This is a genomic window from Stenotrophomonas sp. STEN063 (assembly GCF_056854515.1).
Genome location: NZ_JBXFWF010000046.1, coordinates 1 through 20219 on the forward strand (window position 1 = coordinate 1; position 20219 = coordinate 20219).

Consider the following 20219-nt stretch of genomic DNA (forward strand, 5'->3'; position numbering starts at 1 on the left):
GGCCCCCTGTCCAGGCGCCCCCCCGTTTAGACCCTCCCATGGGGGGGGGGGGCCTTACCCGCCAATGGGGGTGGCCTTGTTGGGCGGGCCACTACATTGGCGCGTCCCTGCCGAGCGTGGCTCGGCACTACAATCGCGTGCCCTTGCCGAGCATGGCTCGGCACTACCGGTTAATTGGAGAACGCGGCAGACATCGTCGCCAGGTCAGGCTTCAGGATCACGCCGCGTTCGGTGACGATGGCGTCGATCAACTCGCCCGGGGTCACGTCGAACACCGGGTTCCAGGCGGCAATGCCCTCTGCCACGGTGCGGACACCGCCCACGCCGAACAGTTCACCCGGGTCACGCTGCTCGATCTCGATCTCATCGCCGTGGGCGGTGCCCATGTCCACGGTCGAGGACGGTGCGACCACCATGAACTTGACTCCATGATGGCGGGCAGCGATGGCCAGCTGATAGGTACCGATCTTGTTGGCGGTGTCGCCGTTGGCGCAGATCCGGTCGGCGCCAACGATCACCCACTGCACCGCGCCGGTCTTCATCAGGTGCGAAGCAGCCGAGTCAGCGATCAGGGTCGCGTCGATGCCATCCTGCTGCAGCTCCCACACGGTCAGGCGTGCGCCCTGCAACCACGGCCGGGTCTCCCCCGCAAACACCTTCGCGATACGCGCCTGCGCCACGCCAGCGCGGATCACCCCCAAGGCGGTGCCAAAGCCTGCAGTGGCCAGCGAGCCGGTATTGCAATGGGTCAGCACGCCGCTGCCCGGCGCAATCAGCGCTGCGCCCAACGCGCCCATGTGGCGATTGGCAGCGAGATCCTCATCTGCGATTGCCTGCGCTTCAAGCGCGGCGACCAGCTTCCAGTCCGAACCGGCAGCGGCGATAGCGCGGCGCATGCGTGCCAGCGCCCAGGCCAGGTTGACGGCAGTGGGACGCGAGGCATTGAGTCGATCCAACGCCGGCGCCAACACCTGCAATGCAGCAGCACCGTCATCGGCCTGCACTTCGCGCGCCGCCAGCACTACGCCCCAGGCTGCAGCAATACCAATGGCGGGTGCACCGCGCACGGTCAAGGCATGAATGGCCTCGGCTACCGCGTCACTGTCATGGCACAGCACGTGCTCGACGATGAACGGCAGTTTGCGCTGATCCAGCAGCTCCAGGGCTTCGCCGGTCCAGCGGATCGGGCGGATATGGTCGTAACGGGCGTAATCAATGGCGGAGGTATCGTTCATCCGCATATTGTAATCGGCACCAGCCGGCGCGGACCAACACGCTTGAACCCGCCAGCCTCACTCAATCGGCGGAAAACTCGCCGCGGCAGCCCTTGTCCACCCAGATCCCATTGCGATCCCAGCCCCAGCTGTCCCCCTCCCGGCAGGCCGCTTTGGAAAGCTGCTCCACCAAGGTAACCCGGCGCGTGACGCTGACGCCGCATTCGCGTCGCAGCTCGCTCTTCGATTCGCAGGTAACCCGGCGCGGGACATCGACAAAGCCGGAGCCATCCTCGGCGCCAACCTCGAACAGGCCCTGACAACCGCGACTGACCCAGATCTCCTTGCCGCTATATCCCCAGCTGCGCCCTTCGCGGCATGGCAACACCGACTGCTGCCGCAGCAAGCGCACAGGTGCCCCGCGCAACACCACGGGGCAAACCTCCGTCCGCCCCTTGGATTCACAACGTACTACCCGCCGTGTTGTGCGGGTGGAAGCCTGCGGCCGCGCGAATTCAGCGCTACAACCCCGGCTTACCCAGACCGCATTGCCTTCGACGCCCCAACTGGTCTCTCGGATGCAGTCACGCCTGGACAGCTGCCGCACCAATTGCACGCCAGCACTGGTATCCATCGGGCAGAAGGCCCGCAGCTGATCACCTGATTCGCAGCGCACAACCTGCCGGTCCGCCGCTGTTGGCGCGGATTCCCGGGCTGCCAGTACGGTCGGCGCCAGCACTAGCAGCAAGCCGCAGACCCGCTTCATCAGACGCTCCCCTGTTCGGTCATGATGGGTTCCGATGATCACACACTGCCTGAGTCTTTGTGAGCAAAGCATCATCATCGTCGCTGGCAACATGCAGATCCTTGATCAAGCGCAAACCTGCATCAGGCGTTGGCGAAATCAAACGCCAATACATCGCCGATACGCGGCGTACCAGCCAAGGCCATCAACAAGCGATCCACCCCGACCGCAACACCTGCGCAGGCAGGCAACGACGGCAATGCCGCAAGAAAGGCTTCATCCAAGGGCGGTTGTTCAGCTCCGCGCGCCGCGCGGATCGCCAGATCGCGCTCGAACCGCTGGCGTTGCTCAACTGCGTCGTTCAGCTCGTGGTAGCCATTGGCCAGTTCGACCGGCCCCAGGTAAAGCTCAAAGCGTTCAGCCAATGGCGGCGTGCCTGGACGGATCCTGGCCAGCGCGGCCTGGCTGGCCGGCCAGTCATGGATCACGGTGATGGCATCGGCTGCGAACTGCGATTGGATGCGATGGCTCATCAGCAGATCCAACCAGTCGTCGCGGGTCAGGCCATCAGGCTGGATGCCGACTTCGCCCAGACCCGCACGCAGCTGCGATTCGTCGGCAAGGAACGGATCCAGCGCCACCGCCTGCATGAACAGGTCGCGGTAGCTGACGATGCGCACCGATGCAGGCGGACGCTGCACCAGCGCCAACGATTCCTGCACCAGCGCAATGGTTTCTTCGATCAGCCGGTGGTGATCCCAGCCAACCCGGTACCACTCCAGCATGGTGAACTCGGGATTGTGCCGCCCGCCGGCCTCGCCGTTGCGGAATACCCGGCCAAGTTCGTAGCAATCGCCCACACCGGCGGCCAGCAATCGCTTGAGCGGATACTCCGGCGAGGTGCGCAACCAGCGCTGCGGCGAACCAGCATCGACATGCCCGCTGAAGCGGGTATGGAAGCCCTCGATATTCGGCTCGGTGTTGCCGGCAGCCGACATGATTGGCGTCTCCACTTCCAGGACATCGCGCGCGGCAAAGAAACCACGGATCAATGCATTCAAGCGTGCGCGCTGACGCAGGGCCTCGATCACGAGTGCAAACGCCCGGAGTGCCCATCCAGTGACAAGGTCAGGATGTCGCGCTCATCGTCGCGGTAGCCAGCCGACAGATACAACGACTTGGCCTTGGCATTGTGGTGATTCACTTCCAGCCTGATCACCGCCGCGCCCTGCCCTGCAGCCCAGTCACGGGCCAGCGCCAAGGCCTGCCGCCCCCAACCGCGACCACGCGCGGCCGGACCGAGATACAACTCATCCAGCAGCACGAAACGACCGCCCTGCTCAACACTGAAGCACCAACCCAGGGTGATGTAGCCGACCACGCTGTCACCATCAAGCATCAGCAACGCCGCGCCACAGCTGGGCTGCTCCAGCAGCGTCCGCAGACCGGGCTCGACCCGTTCGGCGATATAGGGAATCTGGTCTTCCACATAGAACTCGCGCACCATCGCGATCAGCTGCGGGAAGTCTTCCAGCAGCGCCAAGCGCGCCTTGATCTCACTCATGCCTGTTCTCCGTGCTCGGCGAGGAAGGCAAGCAGACGCGCCTCGTCCCATACGTCCACACCGAGCTCATTTGCCTTGTCCAACTTGGAGCCGGCTTCGGCGCCGGCCACCACGAAACTGGTTTTCTTCGAGACGCTGCCGGCGACCTTCGCGCCCAAGGCCTCAAGCCGGGCCTTGGCCTCGTCGCGGCCCATCTGCGTCAAGGTGCCGGTGAGCACTGCGGTCTTGCCGTCGAGAACGCCAGCGACCTGTTCCTGCGCCTCCGGCGTGATCGCCAGCAAACGTTCCAATGCTGCGCCAGCCGCGCTGAACAGTTGTGCATTGGCATCAACATTCAGCCAGGCAACCAGCGCATTGGCGGTCTCCGCCGGCAGACCAGCGGTCATGAAATTGTGTGCTTCTTCATCCAGGATCGCCGCCGTGGAACGGAACGCCTCGGCCAGCTGGCGCGCGCGCACCGGCGTGACCTTCGGAATCTCCAGATCCGCCAACAAGGTGGCCAGATTCAGATCGGCGCGCAGCTTTGCATTGGGCGCGTGCGTATCGCTGATCTGCACGCCACGCTCCAGCAACGCGTCAATGGCTTGCTGGTTGCCCGTCTGCGCCATGAAATGACCAATCGAGCGGGCAACTTCACCACCGATATCCGGCACGCGCTTGAACATCGGCCACGGCAGGTGACGGATCAACTCGAGATCACCAAACCACGCCGACAAGGCCTTGGCGGTGCTTTCGCCCACGTGTTCGATGCCCAGCGCAAACAGCAAGCGCTCCAGCGTGGTGTTGCGGCTGGCTGCAATCGCGGCGATCAGGTTATCTGCCCACTTGGTGGCGATCTTCCTGGTGTTCCACTCAAAGCTTGCCGGCACCGACAAGGCCTGTGCGCGCCAGGAGGCATCGCCCGCATCCAGTTTGAGGATGCGATTGAGGGTCTCGCCACTGCCTTCCGGCTGCAGGTGCTGGCCGAGCTGCGAGGCGAGTGCTTCCGGGGAATCGGAATCCAGCGCCAGCTTCAGCACCAGCAGCTGATCGCGGTTGAGTGCATACAGATCGGCGACGCCGCGCACGATGCCGGCATCCACCAACACCTCGATGTACTTGTCACCCAGGCCATCGATATCCATCGCCTTGCGCGAGGCGAAGTGGGCAATGGCCTCCTTGCGCTGCGCCGGGCAGCTCAGCTCGCCCGAGCAGCGCCATGCCGCTTCGCCTTCTTCGCGCACGATCTCCGAACCACACACCGGGCAGGCGCGCGGCATCTGCCACGGCGTCGCGCCCTCGGGGCGGCGATCGACAATGACGCTGACCACTTCCGGGATCACATCGCCGGCACGGCGCACGATGACCGAGTCGCCGACGCGTACATCCAGGCGCGCGATCTGGTCGGCGTTGTGCAGGGTGGCATTGGTGACCACGACACCGGCCACATGCACCGGCTTCAGTCGAGCAACCGGCGTTGCCGCACCGGTACGGCCAATCTGGATCTCGATGGCCTCGACCGTGGTAGTCTGCTCCTGCGCGGGGAATTTGTGCGCTATCGCCCAACGCGGTGCGCGTGCGACGAAGCCCATCTCTTGCTGGCCTTCGCGGTCGTCAAGCTTGTAGACCACGCCATCGATGTCATAGGCCAGGCTGTCGCGGCGCTCACCGATATCGCGGTAGTACGCCAGCAGACCTTCGGCGCCCTGCACCACCTTGCACAGGTCGCTGACCGGGAAACCCCACTGCGCCAGCTGCGCCAGGGTTGCCGAATGCGTCCCGGGCAGCTCGCCACCGGACACTTCACCCAGGCCATAGGCATAGAAGCTCAGCGGCCGCTGCGCGCTGATCTTCGGATCAAGCTGGCGCAGCGAACCGGCCGCGCCATTGCGCGGATTGGCCAACACTTTGCCGCCATGCAGGCGCGCCTGCTCGTTGTAGCGTTCGAAATCGGCACGCGGCATGTAGACCTCACCACGCACTTCCAGCACTTCAGGCCAGCCTTGGCCGTCCAGTTGCTGCGGGATGACCTTGATCTGGCGCAGGTTGGCGCTGACGTCTTCGCCGGTGGCACCATCGCCGCGGGTCGCGCCCTGCACGAACACGCCGTTTTCGTAGCGCAGGTTGATGGCCAGTCCATCAAGCTTGGGCTCTGCGGAGAAGAACAACTCGCGGCGATGCAGGCGCTCATCGATGCGGCGCACGAAGTCATGCACCTCGGCATCGGTGAATGCGTTGCCCAGCGACAGCATCGGCACCGCATGCACGACTTCCGGAAAGCGCGATGACGGCTTGCCACCGACCTGATGGCTGGGCGAGTCGGCGCTGTCCAGCTCCGGATGTGCAGCTTCGAGCGCTTCCAGCTCGCGCATCAACCGGTCGTAGTGGGCGTCCGGAATGATCTGCTCGTCGTGCTCGTGATAGGCGCGCGAGGCGTCGGCCAGCTGGCGGCGGAGTTCGCTGATGCGCTGGGTGGCGGCGGTGTTTTGGTTCATGCGGCGATTTTACCTGCGCGGAGTGTTGGCGCGGGTGAGCTGGTGGTGCTTGGGATTTACGTTTGTTGCGCCCCCCCCTCCCCGACCCTCCCCTGCGCTGCGCACAAGGGAGGGAGAAAAGCCCTGCCCCTCCCTTGGCGTAGCCAAGGGAGGGCTGGGGAGGGGTAGCTGTTAAAGCTTCACCAACGCGGCGACTTGGTCAGCGGCGGCGCCTGATGCTGGCGGTCGTAGGCACGCAGATCATCGCGGATATGCGCGATGCGCTGGCGACCCAGCGCATTGCGGCTGTCATCCAGCACCACGCCATCCAGCAGCTCGCCCATGCGCTGCACGGTGGGCAGCATCTTTTCCCAGGCATCAAGCGCGGTCATCGGCGCCGGCAGTGTCAGGAAGAACGCAATGGCCGGGGTTTCCATCTCGCGGATGTTGGCCATGTCGAAACTGCCCGGCTTCATGATGCTGGCCATCGAGAAGATCGGGCCGCGCTCCGAATGCCCTTCCACCAGACGGTGGAACACATTCATGTAGCCGAAGACCAGGCCAGTCTTTTCCGCTGCCACCACAATGTCCTCGCCACGCAGCACCTGCCCGGAACGGGCAGCCACGTACAGCGAGACAATCTTGTCGAAATCCTGGGTAGGCCGCTTGCCGAGCTCACTCAGGTTGCCTTCGTCCACGTCAGGGAGGCCAAGCTCGGGCTGGCTCACGCCGTCGCCTTCTGCACCACCCTCGCCCAGCTCGGCACCTGCAGCGCCATCGGCACCGCCCAGCACCGGCTCGCGCCGCGGCTGCTCACCACTGGCAGGTTCTTTGCGCTTGCCTTGGGCCAGGCGCTTTGGCCGGCTGAAAAAGAAAATGGCCGCTACCAGCAAAACGCCGGCAACCAGAATGCCGATACGCAACAGTGCCGTGTCAGACATGCGCTGAAGTCTCCGGATTAATCGTTCAGGTGGTTAAAGGATGGCACGTCAGGCCGCGCCCGCCAATCGGGCAGCCTCTTCCAGATCAACACTGACCAGTCGGCTGACACCCGGCTCACGCATGGTGACACCCGACAACTGGTGCGCCGCCTCCATCGTCGCCTTGTTATGGCTGACGAACAGGAACTGCACCTTCTCGCTCATTTCCTTGACCATATTGGCCAGGCGACCGACGTTGGCCTCGTCCAGCGGCGCATCCACCTCGTCCAGCAGGCAGAACGGGGCCGGGTTGAGCTGGAAGATCGCAAACACCAGCGCCACCGCGGTCATCGCCTTCTCACCGCCGGACAGCAGCGAGATATTGGACACGCGCTTGCCCGGCGGCCGCGCCATGATGGTCACACCGGTGTCGAGCAGGTCTTCGCCGGTCAGCTCCAGGTAGGCATGGCCACCGCCGAACAGGCGCGGGTACAGCGCCTGCACGCCGGAATTGACCCGGTCGAAGGTGTCCTTGAAGCGCCCGCGGGTTTCGCGGTCGATCTTGCGGATAGCGTCCTCCAGGGTTTCCAGTGCGGTATTCAGATCGACGTTCTGCGCCTCCAGGTATTCGGAGCGCTGCGAGGCCTCACCGTACTCATGGATCGCCGCCAGGTTGACCGGTTCCAGGCGACGCATGCGGCCATCGATCTGGTGCACCGTCGATTCCCAGTCGGACAGGCGCGCATCTTCGGGCAAGGTATTGATCACGTCCTGCAGCACGAAGCCGGCCTTCTCTACCGCGGCCGACAGCTGCTCGGCGCTGAGCACCAAGGCCTGCTGATCGAGCTTGCGCTGCGAGATGCGCTCGCGCTGGGCGAGCGACTGTTCGTCGCGCTGGTGGCGGGTCTGCTCCAGGCCACGCAGCTCGTGATCGATACCGTCAAGCAAAGTACGCGCTTCGGCGAGCACGCGATCAACACGCACACGCTCGGCCAAAGCGTTCTGGTGCTCGGCTTCCAGCGTATGGACCGGCGTATCGCCCTCATCCAGCTGCGAGTGCAGTTCGCCAAGACGTGAATCCAGCTGACCGCGCTGGGTGCCCATGCGTTCCAGCGCGTGGCTCAGCGAACTGATCTGGGTGCGCTGCGACTCCAGCGTCAACGCCAGCGCATGCATGCTGTCGCGCACATTGCGTGCAGCATCACGGGCCTGATCGCGGGCATCACTCATCTGCCTGCGCTCGCTTTCCAGCGCATGCCGGGTCGACTCCAGGTCGCCCATGCTGGACACCGCCTCATCCAGTCGCAGGCGCGCCTCGCTCGCCTGCTCACGACTGACATCCAGCGTTTCAAGCAGCTGCGCCAGCTCAGCCTCGATACGTTCAATGCGCGTGCGCGTGGATTCCAGCTTGCCCTGCTGGCTCTGCATCTGCCCCGCCAGTTCGGAGCCGGCGCGATGCGCTTGATACAACGAGCGTTGCACGTCTTCGCGCTGCTGCTCGGCGGCCAACAATTGCTCACGCAGGCCAGCCAGCTGCTGTTCCAACGCAGCCTCACGTTCCTGCAGGGATTCGATCTGCTCGCGCAAGGTGACGATCTCGCGCTCGCGCAGCAGCGCGCCCTGCTCGGCCGCGCCGGAACGCGACATGCGCACCCAGCCCCGGCCCAGACGCTCACCGCTGCGGGTGATCACCGATTCGCTGTCGCCGAGCGTGCGTTGCAACTGCTGCGCCTGCGCCAGGTCTTCAGCGCCATGCAGATGCGCCAGCAGACGACGGATGGCCAGCGGCCCCTGCACTTTTGCCGCCAATGAGGTCGGCGCGAAGTCAGCCTTGCCGCCTGCATCAGCAACCAGTGCGATGCGCCCTTCGCCCAGCTCAGCCAGCGCATCAACCAGGGCTTCCGGCGCATCCACCAGCACGCCTTCGATCAGTTGCCCAAGCGCGCTTTCAACCGCGTTCTCCCAGCCGCCTTCAACGGTGATGCGCTCGCCAACGCGCGCGGCCGTGTCCAGGCCACGCGCCTTCAGCCATGCGGCCGCTGCACCTTCTTCCTGACCCAGCGCCGCCTGCTGCAGCGTCTCCAGCGACGACAACCTGCCGCGCGCCGACTGTGCCTGCTTGCGCACATCGGCCAGTTCCGACTGACCGGTGCGCTGCTGTTCCTGCAGTGCCGTCACCGACTCCTTGCGCAGCTCGACCTGCTCGTTCAGGGTTTCCAGCGCGGTCTTCTGGGTCTCATGTTCCAGCTGCAGCTGCTCGAAGGCCTCGGCCAGCGCATCCAGATCCAGGCCGGCGCGTTCTGCCTGCAATGCTTCGCGGCGACGGTCGGCTTCAAGCACCTGCTTGTCCAGATAGTCCACGCGGGTGCGCTCGACCTCGCCGGAGCGGGTTGCTTCGGAGGTGTTGCGGTTATGCGCCTCCCAACGCTGCTGCCAGTCGGCCAGCTTGGCCTCGGCCTCGCGCAGTACTTCCTGGCGGATCTCGTTATCTTCCTGCAGCTGCTCCAGCTGCGGCTCGGCATTCTCCACCGACTCACGCAACACCAGCAGCTTGGCCTCGTCGCCGCTGATGTGCTGGCCCAGTTCGGTCAGCGCCTGACGGGTTTCGTCGTGTGCCTTGTGCAGGCGCTGCGCCAGTTCCCGCTGGTGGTGAATCTGCTGCTCAAGCCGGGCCAGGGTGCTGCCCACCTGGTACACATCGGCCTGCGCCTTGTTCAAATTCTCGGCCGCTTCTTCGCGGCGCACACGGCCGGTTTCGATGCGGCTTTCCGCTTCGCGCTGCTCGGCAATCAACTGCTGCAGCTTGGTTTCTTCGCGCGACAGGGCTTCGCGCAGGCCACCCAGACGGCCATCGAGGCCACGGTATTCCAGCGCCTTCCATTCCGCGTCCTTGACCCGGCGTTCTTCCTGCAACGCTTGGTACTGCTCGGCCTGCCGCGCCTGGCGCTTGAGGTGCTCGAGCTGCTTGCCGATTTCCTCGCGCAGGTCGTTGAGCCGATCCAGATTCTCGCGGGTGTGGCGGATGCGTGTTTCGGTTTCCTTGCGGCGCTCCTTGTACTTGGAGATGCCGGCGGCTTCTTCCAGGTACACGCGCAGGTCTTCCGGGCGCGCCTCGATGATCTGGCTGATCATGCCCTGCTCGATGATCGAGTAGCTGCGCGGGCCAAGCCCGGTGCCCAGGAACAGATCGGTGATATCGCGGCGGCGGCACTTGGTGCCGTTCAAGTAATAGTTGCTGCTGCCATCACGGCTGACCGTGCGCTTGACCGATATCTCGTTGAACGAGGCGTACTCACCGGAGATCGTGTGGTCGGAATTATCGAAGATCAGCTCCACCGTCGCCTGCGACACCGGCTTGCGCCCGGCCGAACCGGAGAAGATCACATCGGTCAGCGAATCGCCGCGCAGGCGGCTGGCCGAGCTCTCGCCCATCACCCAGCGCACCGCATCGATGATGTTGGACTTGCCACAGCCGTTCGGACCGACAACGCCAGTCATATTGGTCGGCAGGTGCAACGTCGTCGGATCGACGAACGACTTGAAACCGGAGAGCTTGATCGTGGATAGACGCATGGAATCGGGCTGTTGGCGGACATCGGCAACAACTGCCGACATCCGGAATGAGGTTCCGGAGGTTCCCTTCCCGCACTCAACCTATTGATATTCCGGGGAATTCAACGATCAAAGCACGGCACTGGCAACCGAGTATAGCGACACCCATGGCCATCGGTGACCAGACCCACCAGACGGCCAAAAGAAACGGGCGCCTCGCGGCGCCCGTTCTTTACAACCAGTACGGCAGGATCAGGCGTCGGCTTCGACGATGACCTTGACGGTGGTTTCCACATCGGCGTGCAGCTTGACGATGACGTCGAACTCGCCAACGTTGCGGAAAGCGCCTTCGCCCAGGATCACTTCGCTCTTGCTCAGCTCCAGGCCGGCAGCGGTGAAGGCTTCAGCGATATCGCGCGGGCCAACCGAACCGTACAGCTTGCCTTCGGTCGAAGCGTGCGCACCGATGGTGACGCTGGCGCCTTCGAACTTGGCAGCGCGGGCTTCGGCATCGTTGTGCGAGGCCTGGGCCTTGGCTTCGTACTCAGCACGCTTGGCTTCGAACTCGGCGATGTTGCTGGCGGTGGCCGGAACGGCCTTGCCCTGCGGCACGAGGAAGTTACGGCCGTAGCCCGGCTTCACGTCAACCAGGTCGCCCAGGCCGCCGAGGTTGGTCACTTTCTGGATAAGAATCAGCTTCATGGTGTAGCTCCGTTATTCGTTAGCGGCGCCGATGGCTCCGCAACGCTTGCTGTCCGAATAGGACGGTGGATGCGGAAAATCCGGCCAAGGCCGGATTTCCTGTCGAGAACCCGCAACGGATGCGGGTTCTTCCGAAAAATCGGATTAGACGTCGTGGTTGTCCGTGTACGGGATCAGGGCCAGGAAACGGGCGCGCTTGACGGCCGTGGCCAGCTGGCGCTGGTACTTGGACTTGGTGCCGGTCACGCGGCTCGGAACGATCTTGCCGTTCTCGGTCAGGTACTGACGCAGGGTGTTGAGATCCTTGTAATCGATCTCTTTCACGCCTTCAGCGGTGAACTTGCAGAACTTGCGGCGGCGGAAGAACTTGGACATGAAAGTGCTCCTTATTCAGCAGAAGCGGCGTCGTCGCCGGCTTCGTCATTGTTGGAAGATGCACCTTCTTCGTCGTCACGACGACGGCGCTCGCCACGCTCGGGCTTGTCACCCTTCTCGTCCTTGCTCTTCATGATCAGCGACTGCTCGGTGTCAGCCTCGTCACGCTTGATGACCAGGTTGCGCAGCACGGCGTCGTTGAAGCGGAAGCTCTCGGTCAGTTCGTTCAGAACTGCCTGGTCGGCTTCGATGTTCAGCAGAACATAGTGAGCCTTCACCAGGTTCTGGATCGGGTAAGCCAGCTGGCGGCGGCCCCAATCTTCCAGACGGTGGATGGTGCCGTTGCCGGCTTCGACCAGCGCCTTGTAGCGCTCGATCATGGCGGGGACCTGTTCGCTCTGATCCGGGTGGACCAGGAACACGACTTCGTAATGACGACTCATGTTTTTATACCTTTCGGATATAGCCCTGACGGGCTGGACAGCCCCCCGCTGTACTTCGCGGTGGGGCAAGGGATCCTGCACTGGGAGCGCAGGAAGCCGGGCATTATCCACTGGAAGTGAACTGGAGGCAAGTTACCCCGGCCCGTGCAACACAGCATCCGTCGCCGCGACGAGCCTCGGTCGTCACGGATGCTGCGGCGCAACAGTACACTATGTAACCGATTCCACGCCCTCCCCGGACCGCCTGACGTGAATTCCACGCTTTCCCTGGCAGCGCAGCTGACGCCGCGCCAGCGCACTTTCATCCTCATCGCACTGTCACTGGGCGGCTTCGCCATCGGCACCAGCGAGTTCGCCAGCATGGGCTTGATGCTGGAAATCAGCCGCGGCCTGGCAATCAGCGAAGCCCAGGTCGGGCACCTGATCAGCGCCTACGCCATCGGCGTGGTGGTCGGCGCACCGCTGCTGGCCTTTGCCGGCGCCAGCCTGCGCCGCCGCAGCCTACTGCTATGGCTGATGGGCTTCTACGCCATCGGCAACCTGGCCAGCGCGCTGGCGCCGAGCTACCACACGATGCTGCTGGCGCGCTTCGTCGCCGGCCTGCCGCACGGCGCCTATTTCGGTGTGGCCATGCTGGTTGCCGCCTCGATCAGCCCGCCGGAACAGCGCGGCGCCGCTGTCTCCAAGGTGCTGCTGGGCCTGTCCATCGCCATCCTGCTCGGCAACCCGCTGACCACCTGGCTTGGCCAGCAGTTCAACTGGCGCAGCGCCTTCGTGCTGGTCAGCCTGCTCGCCCTTGCCACGGTGACGATGGTTGCCCGGCAGTTGCCGGCAGACCCCAACGAGGTCCGCACTTCGCCGATGCGCGAACTGCGCGCCTTCAACACCACCCAGGTATGGCTGGCCTTGGCTATCGGCGCGATCGGCTTTGCCGGCATGTTCTGCGTATTCACCTATCTGGCCCCCACCCTGGTCAACGTCACCGGCATCAATGAACGCTGGATGCCGGTCGCGGTCGGCCTGTTCGGCGTCGGCGCGATCATCGGCAATGTTGCCGGCGGCAAGCTGGTCGACCGGCTGCAGTTCCGCGCTGCCGGCGTGCTGCTGGCATGGTCCATCGTGGTGCTGATGCTGTTCCCGCTGGCCGCGAACTCGGCCTGGGCAATGGTGCCGGCGATCATCGCCGTGGGCACGATGGGCGCGCTGGCCGTCGCCCTGCAGACCCGCCTGATGGACGCCGCCGGCGAGGCCCAGACCCTGGCCGCGGCCTCGAACCATGCCGCTTTCAATACCGCAAATGCGCTGGGCCCGTGGCTGGGCGGCATGGCGATTGGCGCCGGCTATGGCCACGCATCCACCGGCTATGTAGGCGCGGCGACGGCAGCGGTTGGTCTGCTGCTGTGGGGTATCGCGGTGGCGCTGCAGCGACGCGCCAGCACCTCAACCCAGGCCGCCAACCCCTGTCTGGACGGCTGAACCGGCGGCGGCAACGCCTGTATTCAAAAAGGAATAATATTGAATACAGTCGCAACCGGAGACTCCCATGTCACGAGCAAGCACCACGACCATGACGGTTCGCCTCAGCGGCCCCTTGAGCGACTTCGTGGCCGCCAACGTGGGAGAACACGGCGCTTATGAGAATGTCAGCGAATACATGCGCGATTTGATCCGACGTGACAAGGAACGTACGGAGGCTGAAGCTTTCGAGCGACTCAAGGCGGAGCTGGCTCACGCCTTTGCCGCGCCGGAGTCGTCGTACCAGCCGTTGACGGCAGCCGAGGTCATTGCCCGTAACCGGCGTTGAGCACCGGAGCATGACCCAGGTCCGAATCCAGGAAGCCGCGTCCTACCGGCTTGACGAGATCTACCGCTACACGCGGGACCAGTGGGGCGAAGAACAGGCGGAGCGCTACATCAACGGATTGTTCGAGGCGCTGGATGGCGTTTCGTCACGACTTACGCCATCACGCCCCATTCCGGGCGAATTCGGCATTGATGGCTTCTTCTTTCGTTACGAGCAGCATGTCGTGTACTGGCGACGGCTTTCCAACGGGGACATCGGTGTCGTCACCATCCTGCATGCCCGAATGCACCAGATCGACAGGCTCAGCGAAGATTTCGGAACCTAGCCGGTAATGCCGAGCCATGTTCGGCAGGGGCCTTATGCAGAATCCCGGGCAGCACCGGGAATGCTTCAGCCGAGCATGGCTCGGCTCTACAGGGGAAGCGCCCCGTGCGCCGGGCCTTCCCGGCCCGGACAACTGGCCTGCTTCGCGGCTTACGCCGCTCCTACAAAAGCCTAGCCACCGCTCTTCTCAGCGGTGCATGTCGTCGGTGGTGAAGCTCTCGCCACAGCCGCATTCGGCCGCTGCGTTGGGATTCTTGAAGGTGAACGTCTCGCTCAGGCCCTGCTTGCCGAAGTCGATTTCGGTGCCATCCACCAGCGGCAGGCTCTGCGCGTCCACGTAGATGCGCACGCCTTCCTGCTCGAATACGGTGTCGCCCTCGCGCTCATCCTTGGCCAAGTCGGTGACATGGCCCCAGCCCGAGCAACCGGTGCGGGTCACGCCAAAACGCAGGCCAAGCGCACCCGGGGTGCCGCTGACGAAGCGCTGCACGCGGGAATGGGCGATGGGGGTCAGATGAACAGCCATGGTGGGGCGACTCCAGCAGAATTACGGTCCAATTATAGATGGAGGCGGTCCGCCGGACTGCAAGCGCTGATAAATGCTCGCCTGCCCGGGTGTTGAACCGCTAAAATCTCGCATTCACAGATCGAGTCGATCAACAGAGGATTCAAGTCATGACGGTGGTCAGCGTTGCACACGCCCTTGCCGGGAAGTTCCCGGAAGGCGGAGAAGTCACAGTCCGCGGGTGGGTCCGCACGGTGCGCGGCTCGGCTGGACTGGCCTTCGTCAACGTCAGCGATGGCTCGGGCTTCGCCCCGATCCAGGTCGTGGCCACCGAAGCGCTGTCCAATTTCGAGGACATCAAGAAGCTGACCCCGAGCTGCTCGGTGATCGCCACCGGCACCCTGGTCAAGTCGCAGGGCAAGGGCCAGAGCTTCGAGATCCAGGCGCAGAGCCTTGAAATCGTTGGCTGGGTCGAAGACCCGCTGACCTACCCGATCCAGCCCAAGCCGATGTCGCCGGAGTTCCTGCGCGAAGTGGCGCACCTGCGCCCGCGCACCAACCTGTTCGGCGCGGTCACCCGTATCCGCGACTGCCTGTCCAAGGCCGTGCACCGTTACTTCCACGAGAACGGCTTCTACTGGATCAGCACGCCCATCGTCACCACCTCCGATGCCGAGGGTGCCGGCCAGATGTTCCGCGTCTCCACGCTGGACATGGCCAACCTGCCCCGCACCAGCGATGGCCAGATCGACTTCAGCCGTGACTTCTTCGGCAAGGAAACCTTCCTGACCGTGTCCGGCCAGCTCAACGTCGAGGCTTACTGCCTGGCACTAAGCAAGGTCTATACCTTCGGCCCGACCTTCCGTGCCGAGAACAGCCACACCACCCGCCACCTGGCCGAGTTCTGGATGGTGGAGCCGGAAATCGCCTTCGCCGACCTGGCCGAAAACGCACGTGTGGCGGAGGATTTCCTGAAGTACCTGTTCCGCGCAGTGCTCGACGAGCGCGCCGACGACATGGCCTTCATTGCCGAACGCGTGCAGAAGGACGCCATCACCCGCCTTGAAGCCTTCGTCAACGCACCGTTCGAGCGCATCGAGTACACCGACGCGATCAGCCTGCTGCAGAAGTCCGGCAAGAAGTTCGACTACCCGGTCGAATGGGGCCTGGACCTGCAGACCGAGCACGAACGCTGGTTGACCGAGGAGCACGTCGGCCGCCCGGTCGTGGTCACCAACTACCCGGAGCACTTCAAGGCCTTCTACATGCGCCTGAACGACGACGGCAAGACCGTCGCCGCGATGGACGTGCTGGCCCCGGGCATCGGCGAGATCATCGGCGGCAGCCAGCGCGAAGAGCGCCTGAACGTGCTCGACGCACGCATGGCGCAGTTCGGCCTGGACCCGGACCACTACCAGTGGTACCGCGATTTCCGTCGTTACGGTTCGGTGCCGCATGCTGGTTTCGGCTTGGGCTTCGAGCGCCTGGTGGTCTACGTCTGCGGCCTGTCCAACATCCGCGACGCGATCCCCTACCCGCGTGCACCGGGTTCGGCGGAGTACTGATTCATCTGATCCAGTAACAGGAGGCGGCGCCGTTGACCTTGTTCTTCGCTCTTTGCTTCGTTGGCGTGGCCATTGCCGGCCTCAGCGCCTTCCTGATTTTCTGGCCGTTGACGCTGGTCCATATCCGCGACCGGCATCCGGCGCTGGCCACCGAATTGGGTGCCGGCGCCTTTCTCAAACCAGAGTGCCTGCGCTGGCTGCTGGGCCGCGGCTTCACCGGCATCGCCGACCGCTCGCTGTCCGGCTTGGCCACACCCGCCCGCATCGCCTTGCTGGTGATGCTCGGCGGACTGGGCATGGCACTGCTGTTGTGGCTTTTTTCGCAGGTAATGAAATGACTGATTTCGAGAACACTCCCGACCAGTGGTGGCTGGCACAGCTCGGCGGCACCCTGATCTGGGCGCGCCTGCGGGTCCGTCCAGGCGGCACTGCTGAAATCCTGGACAGCGATGGCAACACGCTGAGCTACGACAGCGAAGACACCGCTCGTGCACAGCTGTTCGACGCCGAGTTCGTGGCCTTTGACGGCCTGGACGAAGAAGACGCGTTGCATCGTGGTTTCTCGCTGCACGAAGTGAGCCCGCCGCAGGGCGACGACGACACGCTGCGCGAGCGCATGGTGCAGCTGCTCGGCACCCGGGTCTAAGCGGCCTTTCGTGTTCGCCCAGCGCGCCTTCGTCGAGACCGAGCTGCTCTGGCTGGACCGCCTGCTGGCGCGCGATCCATTCGTGACCCTGCTGACCACCGGCGACGACGGCCTGCCCGAACTGACCCGCGTGCCGGTGTTGTACCGGCGCGAAGGGCACAAGGTCGAACTGATCGGCCATTGGGCCAGGGCCAACAAACAGTCCCGCCAGCTCGGCCGCGCCAAGGTATTGGTCAACGGCCCGCAGGGCTATGTCTCGGCCAGCTGGTACCCGGACAAGGAAAGCGCGGCGCGCGTTCCCACCTGGAACTACGCAGCCGCTGAACTTGTCGGCGAACTGCACAGCTTCGATGACACGGCGGGCTTGGCACAGCTGCTATCGGACACCAGCAACTTCTTCGAGGCCAGCGTCGGCCAGGATTGGCAGTTTGATGCCAGCCTGGACGATCACGCTCCATCGCTGCGCGCCATCGTAGGCTTCCGCCTGGACGTGCAGCAGATCCAGATCAAGCTGAAGCTGAGCCAGAACCACCCGCAGGCAAACCAGCTGGCGGTGATCGAAGCCTTGCAGGCCCTAGACACCCCTGACGCCCGCGAACTGGCGCAGTGGATGCAGCTGTATCGCAGTGAGCACGGCGACCAGCCTGATGCCTGAGCCGCGCCCCGTTTCCCGCGACGCTGCCGTGCAAACGCGCAGCAGCGCCCTCCCCCTCAAGATCGCAAGGGAAGCTTCACCATGAAAGACATCCATAACCTGCTGCAGAAGAACCGCGAATGGGCGGACCGGATCGAGAAGGAAGATCCCGAGTTCTTCCAGCAACTGTCCAAGCAGCAGAGTCCGGAATACCTGTGGATCGGCTGCTCCGATTCGCGGGTACCGGCCAACCAGATCATCGGCATGGCCCCGGGCGAGATCTTCGTCCACCGCAACATCGCCAACGTGGTGGTGCACACCGATCTGAACTGCCTGAGCGTGATCCAGTACGCCGTGGACCAGCTCAAGATCAAGCACATCCTGATCGTCGGCCATTACGGCTGCGGCGGCGTGCATGCGGCCTTGAACAAGGTGCGTGTCGGCCTCGCCGACAACTGGCTGCGCCACGTCGGTGATGTCGCCCAGAAGCACGACGACATCCTGTCGCAGATCGACGATCCGGAGCTGCGCCACGCGCGCCTGTGCGAGTTGAACGTGATCGAGCAGGTGGTCAACGCCTGCCGCTCGACCATCGTGCAGGACGCCTGGGCCCGTGGCCAGAAGCTGATGGTGCACGGCTGGGTCTACAGCCTGCGCGACGGCCGCGTCAGCGAGATGGGCATTGATGTGGGCTCGCCGGAAGAGCTGCAGCCGGCGTATGAGAAGGCGCTGTCGTTTGTGCCGCGGAAGGGCAAAAGGCACTGAGATTGAGAGCCCCTCTCCCTGTGGGAGAGGGGTTGGGGTGAGGGTAGGTCCGCGCTCAAGGCACAACCGACCCTCTTCCGCCCTACGGGCACCTTCTCCCAGTGGGAGAAGGGAACAGCAACTGCATCGCCACCATAAAGGCCCCGCATGCTCCCCCTACCCCTGAACCTGCTCGGCTGGATCGAAGAACACCGCCATCTCCTGAAGCCGCCAGTCGGCAACAAGATGATCGAGAACGGTGACTTCATCGTCATGGTGGTTGCCGGCCCGAACAGCCGCAACGACTACCACTGGGACGAGGGCCCGGAATGGTTCTTCCAGCTGGAAGGCGAAATGGTGCTGCGCGTGCAGGAAGACGGCGCGGTTCGCGACATCCCGATCCGCGCCGGCGAGATCTTCCTGCTGCCACCGCGCGTGCCGCATTCGCCGCAGCGCATGCCCGGTTCGATCGGCCTGGTGGTCGAGCGCAAGCGCCTGGACCATGAGCTCGATGGCTTCATGTGGTTCTGCCAGCAGTGCAATCACAAGATCTACGAGGAGTTCTTCCACCTGAAGAACATCGAGACCGATCTGCCCAAGGTCTTCGACCGGTTCCATGCCTCGACCGAACACCGTACCTGCACACAATGCGGCGCTGTACATCCACTGCCCAGACCGGTCACGCCAGAAGCCTGAGTGGTCGGGCGCGGTTACACTGCGGGTACATCCTCGACGTGTCCGCACCGATGAACGAAACGCTGTCACCCGCTCACGCCACCGCACTTGATGCTGCCGATCCGCTGCGCCACCTGCGCAGTCAGTTCCTGATCCCGCAGCACCAGGGTACCGATCAAGCCTATTTCGTCGGCAACTCACTGGGCCTGCAGCCACGCGGCGCCCAGGCGATGGTGCAGGAAGTGATGGACCAGTGGGGCCGCATCGCCGTCGAAGGCCACTTCACCGGTCCGACGCAATGGCTGAGCTATCACCGCCTGGTGCGCGATTCGCTGGCCGGCGTGGTCGGCGCGCTGCCGCATGAAGTGGTGGCAATGAACACGCTGAGCGTGAACCTGCATCTGATGATGGTCAGCTTCTACCGCCCGAGCAGCGAGCGCCCGGCGATCCTGATGGAAGCCGGCGCCTTCCCGACCGACCGCCATGCGGTCGAGGCACAGATCCGCTTCCATGGCTTCAACCCAGCCACCGACCTGATCGAGGTGCAGCCGGACGAAGCCAGCGGCACCATTTCGATGCAGGCCATCGAGCAGGCCATCAGCGAACACGGCAAGCGTGTCGCGCTGGTACTGTGGCCGGGCGTGCAGTACCGCACCGGCCAGGTGTTCGACCTCGATGCGATCACCCGCCTCGCTCGTGCGCACGGCGCCAACATCGGCTTCGATCTCGCCCACTCGGTCGGCAACGTGCCGTTGAACCTGCACGATGTCGCGCCGGATTTCGCGGTGTGGTGCCACTACAAATACTTGAATGCCGGTCCGGGTGCGGTTGCTGGCGCCTTCGTGCACGAACGCCACGCCAGGGACACCTCGTTGCCGCGCTTCGCCGGCTGGTGGGGTCATGAGCAGGCCACCCGCTTCCAGATGGCACCGGAGTTCGTGCCCGAGCTGGGCGCGGAAGGCTGGCAGCTGAGCAATCCGCCGGTGCTCGGATTGGCTCCACTGCGAGCATCGCTGGCGCTGTATGACGAGGCCGGCATGGACGCACTGCGCACCAAATCGCTGAAGATCACCGGCTACCTGGAAACCATGGTGCGTGCGCGCCTGGATCATGTGCTGCAGATCATCACGCCTGCCGAACCCGAGCGCCGCGGCTGCCAGTTGTCGCTGCGCGTGGCCGGCGGTCGCGCGCAGGGCCGCTCGCTGTTCGAGTACCTGCAATCGGTCGGCGTGCTCGGCGACTGGCGCGAGCCCGATGTCATCCGCATCTCGCCCACGCCTTTGTACAACCGCTACAGCGATGTCTACCGCTTCGTCGACGAAGTGGAAACCTGGGCTGGCGTCTGACCAACGGA

21 protein-coding genes are annotated in these 20219 nt (G+C 64.2%); 10 read left to right on the forward strand and 11 right to left on the reverse strand.

Going from position 1 to position 20219, the window contains the following annotated elements:
* Positions 1–170: 170 nt before the first annotated feature.
* From mtnA to rpsF, 10 genes are all read right to left on the reverse strand, one after another.
* Positions 171–1235, reverse strand: a complete 1065-nt coding sequence (gene mtnA / locus AC1VWL_RS12825; protein WP_482986946.1) for an S-methyl-5-thioribose-1-phosphate isomerase — start codon at positions 1233–1235, stop codon at positions 171–173.
* 61 nt (positions 1236–1296) lie between these two features.
* Positions 1297–1980 carry a DUF3011 domain-containing protein gene (locus AC1VWL_RS12830; RefSeq protein WP_481534571.1) on the reverse strand — a complete coding sequence of 228 codons (684 nt, stop codon included), beginning with the start codon at positions 1978–1980 and terminating at the stop codon, positions 1297–1299.
* Between the two features lie 122 nt (positions 1981–2102).
* On the reverse strand, positions 2103–3050 hold the full coding sequence (epmA, locus tag AC1VWL_RS12835; RefSeq protein ID WP_482986947.1) for an EF-P lysine aminoacylase EpmA: 948 nt from the start codon (positions 3048–3050) through the stop codon (positions 2103–2105).
* The gene (locus AC1VWL_RS12840; RefSeq protein ID WP_481534573.1) at positions 3047–3523 is read right to left on the reverse strand and encodes an N-acetyltransferase family protein; all 477 of its coding nucleotides are present in this window, start codon (positions 3521–3523) and stop codon (positions 3047–3049) included. Before AC1VWL_RS12840 ends, epmA begins: the two co-directional genes overlap by 4 nt.
* Positions 3520–5997: an NAD-dependent DNA ligase LigA gene (gene ligA, locus AC1VWL_RS12845; protein WP_482986948.1), complete on the reverse strand. Its 2478-nt coding sequence runs from the start codon at positions 5995–5997 to the stop codon at positions 3520–3522. The genes AC1VWL_RS12840 and ligA overlap by 4 nt, the downstream gene beginning before the upstream one ends.
* A gap of 179 nt (positions 5998–6176) precedes the next feature.
* The gene (zipA, locus tag AC1VWL_RS12850) at positions 6177–6917 is read right to left on the reverse strand and encodes a cell division protein ZipA (protein ID WP_482986949.1); all 741 of its coding nucleotides are present in this window, start codon (positions 6915–6917) and stop codon (positions 6177–6179) included.
* A gap of 48 nt (positions 6918–6965) precedes the next feature.
* Positions 6966–10469 (reverse strand): chromosome segregation protein SMC, encoded by a 3504-nt coding sequence (gene smc / locus AC1VWL_RS12855; protein ID WP_482986963.1) that lies wholly within the window; start codon positions 10467–10469, stop codon positions 6966–6968.
* Between the two features lie 231 nt (positions 10470–10700).
* Complete coding sequence (gene rplI, locus AC1VWL_RS12860; RefSeq protein WP_481510371.1) at positions 10701–11150, reverse strand: 50S ribosomal protein L9; 450 nt, start codon at positions 11148–11150, stop codon at positions 10701–10703.
* Between the two features lie 144 nt (positions 11151–11294).
* Positions 11295–11525 carry a 30S ribosomal protein S18 gene (gene rpsR, locus AC1VWL_RS12865; RefSeq protein WP_002804494.1) on the reverse strand — a complete coding sequence of 77 codons (231 nt, stop codon included), beginning with the start codon at positions 11523–11525 and terminating at the stop codon, positions 11295–11297.
* A gap of 11 nt (positions 11526–11536) precedes the next feature.
* Positions 11537–11968: a 30S ribosomal protein S6 gene (rpsF, locus tag AC1VWL_RS12870; protein ID WP_282266085.1), complete on the reverse strand. Its 432-nt coding sequence runs from the start codon at positions 11966–11968 to the stop codon at positions 11537–11539.
* A gap of 249 nt (positions 11969–12217) precedes the next feature.
* Between rpsF and AC1VWL_RS12875 the strand changes: the two genes are divergently transcribed.
* The 3 genes from AC1VWL_RS12875 to AC1VWL_RS12885 all read left to right on the forward strand — a co-directional run bounded on the left by AC1VWL_RS12875 (position 12218) and on the right by AC1VWL_RS12885 (position 14097).
* Positions 12218–13444 carry an MFS transporter gene (locus AC1VWL_RS12875; protein WP_482986950.1) on the forward strand — a complete coding sequence of 409 codons (1227 nt, stop codon included), beginning with the start codon at positions 12218–12220 and terminating at the stop codon, positions 13442–13444.
* 91 nt (positions 13445–13535) lie between these two features.
* Positions 13536–13772 (forward strand): ribbon-helix-helix domain-containing protein, encoded by a 237-nt coding sequence (locus AC1VWL_RS12880; RefSeq protein ID WP_482986951.1) that lies wholly within the window; start codon positions 13536–13538, stop codon positions 13770–13772.
* 10 nt (positions 13773–13782) lie between these two features.
* Positions 13783–14097, forward strand: coding sequence for a type II toxin-antitoxin system RelE/ParE family toxin (locus tag AC1VWL_RS12885; protein WP_482986952.1), 315 nt, complete (start codon positions 13783–13785; stop codon positions 14095–14097).
* 186 nt (positions 14098–14283) lie between these two features.
* On the opposite strand, the gene AC1VWL_RS12890 is transcribed toward AC1VWL_RS12885, so the two are convergent.
* On the reverse strand, positions 14284–14622 hold the full coding sequence (locus AC1VWL_RS12890; RefSeq protein ID WP_482986953.1) for a HesB/IscA family protein: 339 nt from the start codon (positions 14620–14622) through the stop codon (positions 14284–14286).
* A gap of 149 nt (positions 14623–14771) precedes the next feature.
* Here AC1VWL_RS12890 and asnS point away from each other — a divergent pair, with 149 nt between their 5' ends.
* The 7 genes from asnS to kynU all read left to right on the forward strand — a co-directional run bounded on the left by asnS (position 14772) and on the right by kynU (position 20211).
* Positions 14772–16166: an asparagine--tRNA ligase gene (asnS, locus tag AC1VWL_RS12895; RefSeq protein WP_481534577.1), complete on the forward strand. Its 1395-nt coding sequence runs from the start codon at positions 14772–14774 to the stop codon at positions 16164–16166.
* 32 nt (positions 16167–16198) lie between these two features.
* Entirely contained in the window at positions 16199–16504 is a 306-nt protein-coding gene (locus AC1VWL_RS12900; RefSeq protein ID WP_482986954.1) for a hypothetical protein, read from the forward strand.
* Positions 16501–16812, forward strand: a complete 312-nt coding sequence (locus AC1VWL_RS12905; protein ID WP_282266095.1) for a hypothetical protein — start codon at positions 16501–16503, stop codon at positions 16810–16812. Before AC1VWL_RS12900 ends, AC1VWL_RS12905 begins: the two co-directional genes overlap by 4 nt.
* A 10-nt stretch (positions 16813–16822) precedes the next feature.
* Positions 16823–17467 (forward strand): FMN-binding negative transcriptional regulator, encoded by a 645-nt coding sequence (locus tag AC1VWL_RS12910; RefSeq protein ID WP_482986955.1) that lies wholly within the window; start codon positions 16823–16825, stop codon positions 17465–17467.
* Between the two features lie 81 nt (positions 17468–17548).
* The gene (gene can, locus AC1VWL_RS12915) at positions 17549–18211 is read left to right on the forward strand and encodes a carbonate dehydratase (RefSeq protein WP_296246133.1); all 663 of its coding nucleotides are present in this window, start codon (positions 17549–17551) and stop codon (positions 18209–18211) included.
* Between the two features lie 147 nt (positions 18212–18358).
* Positions 18359–18886, forward strand: coding sequence for a 3-hydroxyanthranilate 3,4-dioxygenase (locus tag AC1VWL_RS12920; RefSeq protein ID WP_296246135.1), 528 nt, complete (start codon positions 18359–18361; stop codon positions 18884–18886).
* Between the two features lie 50 nt (positions 18887–18936).
* Positions 18937–20211, forward strand: coding sequence for a kynureninase (gene kynU, locus AC1VWL_RS12925; RefSeq protein ID WP_482986956.1), 1275 nt, complete (start codon positions 18937–18939; stop codon positions 20209–20211).
* The last annotated feature ends 8 nt before the right edge of the window (positions 20212–20219 follow it).